General features: G+C 56.5%; 14 protein-coding genes. All 14 read left to right on the plus strand.

Annotation, left to right across the window (positions count from 1 at the left end):
* The first annotated feature begins 144 nt into the window (after nt 1-144).
* The gene (locus ABWV47_RS15895; protein WP_353313546.1) at nt 145-1,014 is read left to right on the plus strand and encodes a branched-chain amino acid aminotransferase; all 870 of its coding nucleotides are present in this window, start codon (nt 145-147) and stop codon (nt 1,012-1,014) included.
* 162 nt (nt 1,015-1,176) lie between these two features.
* Nucleotides 1,177-1,632: a universal stress protein gene (locus tag ABWV47_RS15900; protein WP_353313548.1), complete on the plus strand. Its 456-nt coding sequence runs from the start codon at nt 1,177-1,179 to the stop codon at nt 1,630-1,632.
* An 82-nt stretch (nt 1,633-1,714) separates the two neighbouring features.
* Nucleotides 1,715-2,278 carry a NifU family protein gene (locus ABWV47_RS15905; RefSeq protein WP_353313550.1) on the plus strand — a complete coding sequence of 188 codons (564 nt, stop codon included), beginning with the start codon at nt 1,715-1,717 and terminating at the stop codon, nt 2,276-2,278.
* Between the two features lie 9 nt (nt 2,279-2,287).
* Nucleotides 2,288-2,878: a tRNA (adenosine(37)-N6)-threonylcarbamoyltransferase complex dimerization subunit type 1 TsaB gene (gene tsaB, locus ABWV47_RS15910; protein ID WP_353313552.1), complete on the plus strand. Its 591-nt coding sequence runs from the start codon at nt 2,288-2,290 to the stop codon at nt 2,876-2,878.
* An 11-nt stretch (nt 2,879-2,889) separates the two neighbouring features.
* Nucleotides 2,890-3,288, plus strand: a complete 399-nt coding sequence (locus tag ABWV47_RS15915; protein WP_353313554.1) for a GNAT family N-acetyltransferase — start codon at nt 2,890-2,892, stop codon at nt 3,286-3,288.
* Between the two features lie 169 nt (nt 3,289-3,457).
* Nucleotides 3,458-4,447, plus strand: coding sequence for a BMP family lipoprotein (locus tag ABWV47_RS15920; RefSeq protein ID WP_353313556.1), 990 nt, complete (start codon nt 3,458-3,460; stop codon nt 4,445-4,447).
* An 83-nt stretch (nt 4,448-4,530) separates the two neighbouring features.
* Nucleotides 4,531-4,887 (plus strand): molecular chaperone GroEL, encoded by a 357-nt coding sequence (locus tag ABWV47_RS15925; RefSeq protein ID WP_353313558.1) that lies wholly within the window; start codon nt 4,531-4,533, stop codon nt 4,885-4,887.
* Nucleotides 4,884-6,467, plus strand: coding sequence for an ABC transporter ATP-binding protein (locus ABWV47_RS15930; protein WP_353313559.1), 1,584 nt, complete (start codon nt 4,884-4,886; stop codon nt 6,465-6,467). Before ABWV47_RS15925 ends, ABWV47_RS15930 begins: the two co-directional genes overlap by 4 nt.
* Nucleotides 6,460-7,554, plus strand: coding sequence for an ABC transporter permease (locus tag ABWV47_RS15935; RefSeq protein WP_353313561.1), 1,095 nt, complete (start codon nt 6,460-6,462; stop codon nt 7,552-7,554). The genes ABWV47_RS15930 and ABWV47_RS15935 overlap by 8 nt, the downstream gene beginning before the upstream one ends.
* Nucleotides 7,554-8,564 (plus strand): ABC transporter permease, encoded by a 1,011-nt coding sequence (locus ABWV47_RS15940; RefSeq protein ID WP_353313563.1) that lies wholly within the window; start codon nt 7,554-7,556, stop codon nt 8,562-8,564. The genes ABWV47_RS15935 and ABWV47_RS15940 overlap by 1 nt, the downstream gene beginning before the upstream one ends.
* Before the next feature lie 112 nt (nt 8,565-8,676).
* Nucleotides 8,677-9,594 (plus strand): sulfite exporter TauE/SafE family protein, encoded by a 918-nt coding sequence (locus ABWV47_RS15945; protein WP_353313565.1) that lies wholly within the window; start codon nt 8,677-8,679, stop codon nt 9,592-9,594.
* A 2-nt stretch (nt 9,595-9,596) separates the two neighbouring features.
* Nucleotides 9,597-10,352 (plus strand): TIGR02186 family protein, encoded by a 756-nt coding sequence (locus ABWV47_RS15950; RefSeq protein ID WP_353313567.1) that lies wholly within the window; start codon nt 9,597-9,599, stop codon nt 10,350-10,352.
* Nucleotides 10,353-10,426: 74 nt separating this feature from the next.
* Entirely contained in the window at nt 10,427-11,773 is a 1,347-nt protein-coding gene (locus ABWV47_RS15955) for a TldD/PmbA family protein (RefSeq protein ID WP_353313569.1), read from the plus strand.
* Nucleotides 11,760-12,551: a 3'(2'),5'-bisphosphate nucleotidase CysQ gene (locus ABWV47_RS15960; protein ID WP_353313571.1), complete on the plus strand. Its 792-nt coding sequence runs from the start codon at nt 11,760-11,762 to the stop codon at nt 12,549-12,551. The genes ABWV47_RS15955 and ABWV47_RS15960 overlap by 14 nt, the downstream gene beginning before the upstream one ends.
* Nucleotides 12,552-12,596: the final 45 nt, after the last annotated feature.

Consider the following 12,596-nt stretch of genomic DNA (forward strand, 5'->3'; position numbering starts at 1 on the left):
AAGCCGCCCTGTCGACCTAAGTCGCAGGGCGGTTTTGTTTTGAGCCAAAGAACGCCTAAATAGCGCATGGCAATTACGTTCCCCACTGGACCTCTGAGCGGGCTGCCCCTAGGCTCGCCGCGGACAAGACAAGGGGACAGCCACATGGCCACAGGCATCAATATCCGCACCTATTTTGAAGGCCGCTGGCACGAAGGCGATGTGCCGGTGATGCGCGCGGCAGATCATGGCACTTGGTTGGGGTCTGGCGTGTTTGATGGCGCGCGGTTTGTAAATGGGCTGACACCTGATTTGGACAAACACTGCGCACGCACCAATCGCTCAGCAGAAGCTTTGATGCTGACGCCCACGATGGGTGCGGATCAGATGGTGGAGATTGTGAAAGAGGGATTGAAATCCTATGCCCCCGGCGCGGCGGTGTACATTCGCCCGATGTATTGGGGCATAGACGGTGATCCAACTGCCATTATCCCAAGCCCAGAGACCACGGGGTTTGCGATTTGCCTTGAAGAGATTCCGATGGCACCGCCAGAGGCAGCTGCGACATTAACCCGAACCCAGTTTCGCCGCCCCGTTTTGGAAAGCTCGGTGGTGAATGCCAAAGCAGGCTGCCTGTATCCCAACAACGCCCGCATGTTGCGGGAGGCGCGCAGCAAAGGATTTTCCAACACCCTCACCTGTGACGCCATGGGCAATGTGGCCGAAACCGCAACCGCCAACATTTTTATGGTCCGCGACGGTGAGGTGTTCACCCCCGTGCCCAATGGCACTTTCCTAGCCGGTATCACCCGCGCACGTCACATCAAGAACCTGCGCGCAGATGGGATCACAGTGCAAGAAACAGTGCTGTCCTATGCTGATTTTGAAGCTGCGGATGAGGTGTTCATGTCCGGCAATATGAACAAGGTCACATCGGTAAGTGCCTTTGATGACCGCCAGTATCAAATGGGGCCGATCACCCGACGGGTGCGTGAGATGTATTGGGATTGGGCAGCGTCACGCGTCGCAAGCTGAGGTTCAGCGGCGGCCGCCATTGGACGCTGCGCACTGTGCGGCTCCTCCGGGATTTTTCATCTCAAAGAAGCGTAAGTGCCATCATCAGCATCGATGATCATCACAACAGTGGTTGCGCCGACCGTGGCGACACGGCATGATCTCGCGAAAGGGAGTGCATGAATGCGCAAGTTTCTTGTGGTGCTGGATGACAGCAGAGAGTGTCTGAATGCCATGCGGTTTGCCGCAATGCGGGCGGCGCGCACTGGTGGCGGCGTTAAAATTCTGTCGGTGATCCCACCGGAAGAGTTCAACCACTGGATTGGTGTAAGTGACTTAATGCGTGAAGAAGCACGTGAGCGCATCGAAGTGCACTATGAAGTGTTCGCCAAATGGATGCGAGATCGTCAAAACGTTGATCCCGAACTGAAAATCCGCGAGGGAGAGCCGGTTTCCGAGATTTTGGCTGAGATCCAAGAAGATGCTGAAATTGGCGTATTGGTCCTTGGTGCAGACAACGATCGCAAAGGACCCGGCCCGTTGGTGTCGCAGCTGTCGCGCAATTCCGGCAGCCTTCCGGTGCCGATGACCGTGGTGCCTGGTGACCTCACCAAGGAACAGCTTGAGGCGGTGACCTGAGGGTCGCAGTTTAGAATTAATCTAAACCTTGACTAATCTTCAAGGCAGGCGCATATCAATTCCTGATAGGAAAGGTCTGCCAATGTTCATTCAAACGGAATCCACCCCGAACCCCGCAACGCTGAAGTTCCTGCCCGGCCAAACGGTGCTGGAAGCCGGTACTGCGGATTTTCCGACAGCTGAAGGTGCATCTGCTTCTCCGCTGGCGACACGGATTTTTGCGGTAAACGGCGTGGCTGGTGTGTTTTTTGGCAATGACTTTGTGACGGTGACCAAGGCTGAAGGCATTGAGTGGGATCACATCAAACCTTCGATTCTTGGCGCGATCATGGAGCACTATCAGTCCGGTCAACCTGTGATGGCGGGTGAGGCAATGGCGCCGTCTGGGCATGCAGAGCACACCGGTGAAGATGGCGAGATTGTTGGACAGATCAAAGAGCTTTTGGACACGCGCGTGCGCCCAGCTGTGGCGCAGGACGGTGGCGACATCACCTTCCACGGGTTTGATCGCGGCGTGGTGTATTTGCACATGCAAGGTGCCTGTGCTGGGTGCCCCTCATCTACTTTGACCCTGAAGATGGGCATTGAGAACCTGCTGCGCCACTACATTCCCGAGGTGACCGAAGTGCGCCCGGTGGCGGTATAAGCTTCGACAATGTCGACACCACTGATACTAAGCTTTGATACATCGGCCGCGCATGTCGCGGCCGCTTTGCTTTGCGGCGACCAGATAGTTGCCCATAAAGTCGAAGACATGAAACGCGGACAGGCAGAGCGGCTGATGCCGATGCTTGAAGAAATTTTAGCGCAGAGTGGCAAAACTTGGGCTGATCTGGATGCCATCGGCGTTGGTGTCGGTCCCGGTAATTTCACCGGCATTCGTATTTCGGTCTCTGCGGCCCGTGGTTTGGCGCTTGGGCTGGGGATACCAGCCGTTGGGGTTAACTCATTTGACGCAATTGAGGCAGGCTTGACGTTCGCCGCTGCGCCAGTGGTGCCCGGACCACGCGGCCAAGGGTATGTTTGGCCCAAAGATGACAGCCCCTATCTTGCTTCTGAGGAAGAATTGGCGAACATCATGCAAGATGTCCCACTGGCCACGCCAAAGGCGGACAGTTTGGTGGCGCAAATCGCTCGTTTGGCTGGGCAAAGGTACAAAAACGCGCCCGCGCGCCCTGCGCCGCTTTATATCAAACCTGCAGATGCGGCCCCGCCCAAAGATCCAGCACCGGTGATATTGCCGTGACCCCAGACGACATGGCGACGATTTATGCGGCGGCTTTTCCAAACAGCCGCCCTTGGAGCAGTGCCGAAATTTCAGACATTCTTGCCTCCCCATTAAGTTTTTCGGTCACAAGTGACGTGGGGTTTGCGTTGGGGCGGGTGATCTTAGACGAGGTGGAGTTGTTGACCATTGCAGTGCAACCCGACCACCAAGGTTGCGGAAAAGGCCAACGTTTATTGGCGGATTTCGAAATCGAGTCGATTCGGCGCGGGGCCAGTCTGTGTTTTTTGGAGGTCGCACAGGACAATCTTGTTGCGCTTGCGCTCTATGACGCCTGCGGCTACGAATTTTGCGGCGAGCGGCCCGGCTACTATTCAAAATCCGACGGAACGCAAATCGCTGCCAGCCTTATGAAAAAGGCGCTAAACTAAGCATAGGTCTGATTCGAAATCAGCTTATTTGGCCAAATGGTCAAATTTCAGTTGACCCTCTCGGCATCAATCGCCTTAGTTACACGATGGTCCGGCGGGATCTGAACAAATAGACGGGGCGGCAACTCGCACAACAACGACCGACCCGCTCACTATATGGGAGACATTTATGAGCTTGATGCACAAATTCCTCGGCGCCGCGGCAGCCGCAGCCCTTTCCGCAGGTGCGGCCCTAGCCGAGCCAGCGCTGATCTTCGATCTTGGCGGCAAATTTGACAAATCTTTCAACGAGGCGGCCTTTGGTGGCGCCACACGTTGGGCCGAAGAAACCGGTGGATCTTTCCGCGAAATCGAACTGCAGTCTGAAGCTCAGCGTGAGCAAGCTCTGCGTCGTTTTGCCGAAGCGGGCGCCAACCCAATTGTCATGACCGGCTTTGCGTTTGGGAACGTTCTGGGCGAAGTTGCACCTGATTACCCTGACACAAAATTCGCAATCATCGACATGGTTGTTGATGCGCCAAACGTGCGCTCTGTTGTGTTCAACGAGCACGAAGGCTCCTACCTTGTTGGCATGATGGCTGCTCAGGCGTCCAAGTCCGGCACAGTTGGCTTCATCGGTGGCATGGACATTCCGCTGATCCGTAAGTTCGCTTGTGGCTACGTTCAGGGCGTGAAAGCTGTGAACCCAGACGCAACCGTGATCCAGAACATGACCGGCACAACCCCTGCCGCTTGGAATGACCCGGTAAAAGGCTCTGAGCTGACCAAAGCGCAGATCAGCCAAGGTGCGGACGTAGTATACGCAGCCGCAGGCGGCACCGGTGTTGGTGTGCTGCAAACGGCAGCTGACGAAGGCATTCTGTCTGTAGGCGTGGACAGCAACCAGAACCACCTGCACTCTGGCAAAGTTCTGACATCCATGATGAAGCGCGTGGACAACGCGGTTTATGAAGCAATGACAGCTGGCGTTGATCTGGAAACAGGTTTCAACGTGATGGGTGTCGCCAATGGCGGAATCGACTACGCCATGGACGAGCACAACGCAGCGCTGGTGTCTGCGGACATGAAAGCATCGGTTGATGCTGCCAAGGCGCAAATCGCTTCCGGTGATCTTGCTGTGCATGACTACATGAGCGACAACACCTGCCCGGTGGAGTAACGCTTTTCCGGGCCTAAACCCGGAGCTCTGTTAGGGGGCCGTGCCACATCGGTACGGCCCCCAAAACTTAAAGGGGACTTGTCATGCCATCTTCCATGATCGCATTTTTTACCACGTGGGCGGAAAATGACGCGACCAAACGCGCCGAGGTGCTCAAGGACGTCATGGCGAAAGATTTCACCTATTGCGATCCCAATGCACCCGACGTGATTGCGGATTTGGACGCGTTGAACAGCTATATCGGCATGTTCACCCAATACGCCCCGGGCGCGAGTGCGTCGGTGGTAAACACCAGCGAAACAAAGGGGCACCACCGGGTGACCGTGGCGTTTCGCATGGCCGACGGCAAAGAGCAGTTGGGCCAGTATTTCGTTGAACTTGATGCCGATGGACGCGCCACGCGCATGGTCGGCTTCGCAGGACTGGGAGAGCCTGAATGACGGCGCCAGCCATTGAACTAAAAGGCATATCCAAAGCCTTTGGCCCTGTGCAGGCCAACAAAGATATCTCGATCTCGGTACAACCGGGAACCATCCACGGGATCATCGGTGAAAACGGCGCGGGCAAATCCACGCTGATGTCGATCCTCTATGGGTTTTACAAAGCGGATGCAGGCGAGATCTTCATCAAAGGTGAGAGGACTGCCATCCCTGACAGTCAGGCCGCAATTGCCGCTGGCATTGGTATGGTGTTCCAGCACTTTAAACTGGTCGAGAACTTTACAGTTCTGGAAAATATCATTCTGGGCGCTGAGGACGGCGCGATGTTGAACACATCGCTTGGCAATGCCCGCAGCGAGCTGAAGCATTTGGCTGATGAATATGGGCTGAATGTCGACCCCGACGAGATCATCGAAAATCTGTCGGTGGGCCATCAGCAACGTGTGGAGATCCTGAAAGCGCTTTACCGGAAAGCTGAGATTCTCATTCTGGATGAACCGACAGGGGTTTTGACACCTTCAGAGGCAGATCAGCTGTTCCGAATTTTGGACCGTCTGCGCGAAGAAGGCAAAACCATCATCCTGATCACCCACAAGCTGCGCGAGATCATGGAATACACCAACACTGTATCTGTGATGCGCCGTGGTCAGATGACGGCGACCGTCAAAACCGACGAGACCTCGCCAGAACATCTTGCCGAGCTGATGGTGGGACGCAAAGTGCTTTTGCGTGTTGATAAAGACGCAGCAGAGCCTGGCGCAAGCGTTCTGGACATCAAAGGGCTGCGCGTTGTCGACGACACCGGTGTGGAACGCGTCAAAGGCATCGACCTCAACGTGCGCGCGGGCGAAATTGTCGGCATCGCCGGTGTGGCAGGCAATGGACAATCAGAGTTGCTTGAAGTGCTGGGTGGCTTTGCTGAGGGCACTGGCGAAATCATGATGAACGGCGCGGTCATTCCGCTGTCCGGACATGGGGCGGACGGTCAAGCACGGCGCGCCTCTGGGATCAGTCACGTGCCGGAAGACCGTCAACGCGAAGGTCTGATCATGGAGTTTGCCGCATGGGAAAACACCGTGTTTGGCTATCACCAAGAGCCGGAAATCCAAAACGGCCTTTTGATGGACAACAAAGGTATCTTCTCAGAAGCCGAAGCCAAGATGCAGCGTTTTGACGTGCGTCCACCGGATCCCAAGTTGGCCGCCAAGAATTTCTCCGGTGGCAACCAACAGAAAATTGTTCTGGCACGGGAAATTGAACGCAACCCGGACTTGTTGTTGATTGGTCAGCCAACGCGCGGCGTGGACATCGGCGCTATCGAGTTTATTCACCAGCAAATCGTAAGCCTGCGTGATCAAGGCAAGGCTATCCTTTTGGTATCGGTGGAACTTGATGAAATCATGTCGTTGTCCGACCGAATTGTGGTGATGTTTGACGGCCATATCACTGGCGAACGTGACCCAAAACACACCAATGAAAAAGAGCTGGGCCTGTTGATGGCCGGGATCACCGACACATCCGCGGTTGCAGGAAACGGCGGCAACGACACGACAGAACAGGAGGTCCACGCAGATGGATAAGATGCCTAAGTGGGCTGACATCGTTCTGATCCCTATTATTTCGCTGCTTCTGGCGGCATTTTTCTCAGCGTTAGTGATTTTGGCGATCGGCGAAAATCCGGTTGAAGCGCTGAAATTGATGATTGATGGGGCGCTCATGCGTTCCGCGGGTTGGGGCTATACACTCTACTACGCCACCAACTTTATCTTCACCGGCTTGGCGGTTTCGGTCGCCTTCCACGCGCGGCTGTTCAACATCGGTGGCGAAGGCCAAGCGATGGTGGGCGGGCTCGGCGTGGCGCTTGTGTGCCTTTACATACCGTGGCCCCATTGGTCGTTGGCGATCTTGGGAGCATCCGTGGGCGCGGCACTGTTTGGCGCGGCTTGGGCGTATCTGCCAGCTGTGTTGCAGGCCAAACGTGGCAGCCACATCGTCATCACCACGATCATGTTCAACTTCATCGCTGCGGCGCTGCTCAACTATGTGTTGGTGGAGTGGCTGCGCCCGATTGGCGCGATGGATCCGGCCTCTGCCAAATTTCCCGGCGCCACCCATCTGCCATCGTTCCAAGACATGTTCTCCACCGCTGACACACCCATGTTCCGTGGTGCACCAGCCAACGTGACATTTTTCTTGGCACTTGTGGCCTGCGTTGTGGTTTGGATGTTGATCTGGAAAACCCGGCTTGGCTATGAAATCCGCGCCTTTGGGCAATCAGAGACCGCCGCCAAATATGCAGGGATCAGCCCCGTGCGCATCACTGTGATTGCCATGCTGATCTCTGGCGCATTGGCGGGCATGATGTCGGTCAACACCACAATGGGTGAAAGCGAACGGCTTATCCTAAACAGCACCGAAGGCGCTGGTTTTATCGGGATTGCTGTTGCCTTGATGGGGCGCAACCACCCGTTTGGCGTGCTTCTGGCTGCCATTCTGTTTGGCTTCTTATATCAGGGCGGTGCTGAATTGGCGCTGTGGACGAGCATCCCACGTGAGCTGATTGTGGTTATTCAGGCATTGGTGATCCTGTTCACCGGAGCACTGGACAATATGGTGCGCGCACCGCTTGAAAAAGTCTTCATTGCGCTGCGCCGGAGGAACGTCTGATGGATTTTCTGACACTGCTTCAGGTGCTGGACACCTCCGTGCGTCTGGCGACACCTCTGCTTTTGGCCTGTTTGGCGGGCCTGTATTCTGAGCGTTCCGGCGTTGTGGATATTGGTTTGGAAGGCAAAATGCTGGCAGCCGCGTTTTTCTCAGCAGCTTTTGCCTTCTATTCAGGCAATGCGTGGTTGGGTCTGTTGGCCGGAATCGGCGCCGCCATGGTGCTCGCGTTGATCCACGGACTGGCGTCGGTCACCTTCCGAGGCAACCAGCTTATTTCTGGTGTTGCGATTAACTTCCTTGCGGCGGGCATGACCGTTTTGGCGGCACAAAGTTGGTTCCGCCAAGGCGGGCGCACCCCCCCATTGGAAGGTGCGGCGCGGTTTAACCCAATTGAGCTGCCCTTTGCCATTGGACCAACCGAAGCGGCTGCGGTTGACCGCCCTCTGAGCCAGTTGATTGCTGAAGCAAACCCGCTGCAGCAGTTCTACTCCGAGCTCATTTCGGGACACTCGATCCTTGTGTATCTGGCCCTGCTCACCGTTCCTGCAACGTGGTGGTTGCTGTTTCGCACCCGCTTTGGTCTGCGGCTGCGCGCCGTGGGCGAAAACCCGGCTGCCGTGGACACCGCTGGTGTGTCTGTTGTGTGGCTCCGCTATGCAGCGATTTTGCTGTGTGGTGTGCTCTGCGGAGTTGCAGGGGCCTATCTGTCAACTGCGCTGCAAGCAGGCTTTGTAAAAGACATGACCGCAGGGCGTGGGTTCATTGCTCTGGCGGCTTTGATCTTTGCCAAATGGCGCCCGGTTTACGCCCTTTGGGCCTGCCTGCTGTTTGGTCTCTTCCAAGCATTGGAATTGCGCCCAGACATCATAGAGAACGTCTCAGGCATCAAAGTCCAAGTTCAGCTGTTGGGCGCCCTGCCCTACATTCTGACCGTGGTGATTCTTGCCGGGTTTGTGGGCAAAGCCATTCCACCGCGTGCAAGCGGCGAGCCCTATATCAAGGAGCGGTAGCCAGAAACTCAGCTGGGCGATAAGTCCAGTTTGCAGTCAATGATCTGTCCTGCCAGCGTTTTATCGATGCTGGCAGGTTGCTTTTGGGGGCTTTGTGGGGCTATCAGAAATCATGCAGATCTACCTCCCCATTGCCGAAGTCTCCGTGAACGCCTTCCTGTTGCTAGGGCTGGGAGGTATGGTCGGAATTCTTTCTGGGATGTTTGGCGTTGGTGGCGGCTTCTTGATGACGCCGCTTTTGTTTTTCATAGGCATCCCGCCTGCTGTGGCCGTGGCCACCGAGGCCAATCAAATCGTGGCGTCTTCGTTTAGCGGTGTGCTCGCGCATCTGCGGCGCAAGACCGTGGACCTGAAGATGGGCACCGTGCTGCTGACCGGTGGTCTGGTTGGCGCTGCATTTGGCGTTGTGGTCTTTAACTATTTGAAATCCCAAGGTCAGGTCGATCTGCTTGTGCGCCTCTGTTATGTGGTGTTCCTGGGCGTAATTGGCTCTTTGATGTTCGTCGAAAGCCTCAATGCTATCCGCAAGTCGCGCAACAGCTCTGGCCCACCCAAACGCAAGAAACACAATTGGGTACATGGTCTTCCGCTTAAGATGCGGTTTCGTGTGTCCGGACTGTATATCTCCGTCATTCCTCCTTTAATGGTGGGTGTCTTGGTCGGCATTCTGTCCGCCATCATGGGCGTTGGTGGCGGCTTTATCATGGTGCCGGCGATGATCTACCTGCTGGGCATGCCCACCAAGGTTGTGGTGGGCACATCCCTGTTTCAGATCATTTTTGTCACCGGGTTCACCACGCTTTTGCATGCGACGACAAACTTTACAGTGGATATCGCCTTGGCGGTGCTGCTGCTGGTTGGCGGTGTCATCGGCGCACAGATCGGCACGCGGTTGGGCACATATCTGAAAGCTGAACAGCTGCGCATTCTGCTGGCGCTTTTGGTGATCATGGTCTGTGCCAAACTTGGGTTGGACCTTTTGTTGGAGCCAAGTGAACTCTACTCTATTGGTGCGGCGGGAGGGCATTGAGCATGAAATGGCTTACAGTGTGCCTGTCCTTGCTGGTGTCACCGGTTTTGGCAGAAGAGGTTGTGCTTGGCCTGAGCCAAGATCAGGTGGCGATCACAGCTGATTTTGACGGCTCCGAAATTTTGCTCTTTGGCGCGGTGAAACGCGAGGAGCCGATTGCAGCAGAACCGTTGGAAGTGGTGATCGCTGTGTCTGGCCCGCAAAGTCCGCTGACCGTGCGCCGCAAAGAGCGTAAATTCGGCATCTGGATCAACACCGATGCTGTCGAAATCGATGCGGCCCCCAGCTTTTATGCCGTGGCCACCTCTGCGCCTTTCTCCGAGGTGATTTCCAACGTTGAAGACCAGCGCCACAAGGTGTCTATTCCACGCGCTATCCGCTCTGTAGGTGCACCGATGGATGTTCTGGACGCCCAGAGTTTCAGCGAAGCCGTAATCCGCATTCGCACCGCTGAGGGCTCTTACCAATTGCGCGAAAACGCGATTCAGTTTGATCAACAAACCTTGTTTCGCACTTCGATCAAAATGCCCGCGAACCTAACCGAAGGCGACTATTCCACACGTATATTCCTGACACGTGAAGGACGCGTGGTGTCGCAATTTGAGACAGTGATCAATGTGAACAAGGTTGGGCTTGAACGCTGGCTGTTTGATCTGTCGCGCAATCAACCCTTGATCTATGGGCTTATGTCGCTGGCCATTGCGATTGCAGCGGGATGGATGGCCTCTGCAGCCTTCCAGTTGTTGCGCCGGGGTTGATTGGGGCTTCTGCGGGCTTGCGTCACTGCGCTGGCCCGACTACCTGATAGCATACAAAAAAAGAGGCATATGATATGGCGCAGTCACCTGAGTCACTGGCACAGCAAATGTTGGATGCGGCCCGTAAAGCCGGAGCTGAGGCGGCAGATGCCATGGTTGTAGGCGGCACGTCTGTGTCCATCGAGGTGCGCGAAGGTAAGCTTGAACAAGCAGAGCGTTCCGAAGGGATGGATCTGGGCCTGCGCGTATTGATCGGAACACGTCAAGCAAACGTGTCGATTTCGGACTCCCGTCCAGACAGCATTGCGATGATGGCTGAGCGCGCCGTGGCCATGGCCAAGGAAGCGCCGGAAGACGAACATGTCGGTTTGGCAGAGGCGTCGCAGCTGGCCCAAGCCCCCAACATCGCAGCTTTGGAGCTTTCGGACCCCACAGCAGAACCAGCGCCCAGCATGCTTCAGGACGATGCTCTGTCTGCCGAAGAGGCGGCGCAGTCTGTTGCAGGCGTCACTCAAGTGCAGACGGCCACCGGGGCCTACAGCCAGTCTTCGGTGTTTTTGGCGGCGACCAATGGATTCGCTGGCGGCTACGCCCGCACAAGCCGCGCGATCTACGCCACAGCCATTGCTGGCGCAGGTGATGCGATGGAGCGTGACTATGATGGTGACGGGCGGGTTTTCCAATCCGACTTACGCGATGCAACGGCCATTGGCCGGTCAGCAGGTGAGCGGGCCGTGGCGCGGCTGAACGCGCGCAAGCCAGAAACCGGCGCCTATCCGGTGCTGTTTGACGAGCGTGTGTCGTCCTCTCTCATTGGCCATCTGCTGGCCGCGTCCAATGGTGCGATGGTGGCACGCGGATCAAGCTGGCTGCGTGAAAAGCTGGGACAACAAGTGTTGCCCGAGGCACTTTCGTTGATTGAGGACCCGTTGCGGCCGCGCATTTCTGGCTCTCGTCCCTTCGACGCCGAAGGGTTGCCAACCCAGCGGCGCGCCATAGTCGAAAATGGCGTTTTGACGGGCTGGACACTGGATCTGGCCAATGGGCGCAAACTTGGCATGCCCTCCACGGCCAATGCCGCACGTGGTGTCTCAGGCCCGCCATCACCAAGCAGCTGGAACGTGGCGCTGACCCAAGGCAGTCAATCGCGCGACGCACTGCTTAAAGACATGGGACGTGGGCTCTTGGTCACATCGCTCATCGGCTCCACCATCAATCCGAACACTGGGGACTATTCCCGCGGAGCTGCCGGTTTCTGGATCGAAAACGGCGTTGTTTCTCACCCTGTGAATGAATGTACAATTGCCGGCAACTTGCACGACATGTTGCGCAACTTGATCCCGGCCAACGATGCACGCGGGTATCTGTCACGGGTCGTGCCTTCGTTGCTTTTAGAAGGGATGACCCTTGCCGGAAACTGATCTGGAGCTTTTGATTTCGGCGGCACAAGCGGCGGGCGACATCGCCACTCGTTACAACGGCCAAAGCGCCAAGACCTGGCACAAACCGGACGACGCAGGTCCGGTCACCGAAGCCGACTTGGCGGTCAACGAGATGCTCGAAGACACACTACGCAAAGCGCGCCCAGACTATGGCTGGCTGAGCGAGGAGTCACTGGACAACACGGATCGGCAACAGACCGACAAAGTGTTCATCATTGATCCCATTGACGGCACCCGCAGCTTTATCGAGGGCTCTGACACATGGGCGCATGCGTTGGCGGTTGTTGAAAAAGGCGTGGTAACCGCAGCTGTGATCTATCTACCGCGACGCGAAAAGCTATACAGCGCGGCCAAAGGCGGCGGTGCGCAGCTAAATGGCGCACGGGTCGGCACGGCTTCGCGTAATGAAATGGAAGGCGCACGGGTTCTTGTGGCCCGCCCCGCCATGGCCCCAGAACTGTGGAAAGACACCCCCCCCGAATTTGACCGCGGCTATCGCCCATCCTTGGCATATCGCACGGCGTTGGTCGCACAGGGTCGCTTTGATGCAATGCTCACCTTGCGGCCGACGTGGGAGTGGGACGTTGCGGCAGGTGACTTGATCCTACGAGAAGCGGGTGCCGCCACCTCTGATCGACATGGCGCGCCGTTGCGGTTCAACAATCCAGACCCACGCCTCGCTGGTGTCGTTGCCGCCAATCCAATCCTAAAGCACAAGATTTGCGCGGCACTGGCCCCAACGGACAAAGCCCAATAAGATTTGCAGCCACTCTGCTGATCAAATCATTGGCTTCTCAGGCTT

Source organism: Shimia sp. NS0008-38b (assembly GCF_040370365.1).
Taxonomy (GTDB): Bacteria; Pseudomonadota; Alphaproteobacteria; order Rhodobacterales; family Rhodobacteraceae; genus Shimia.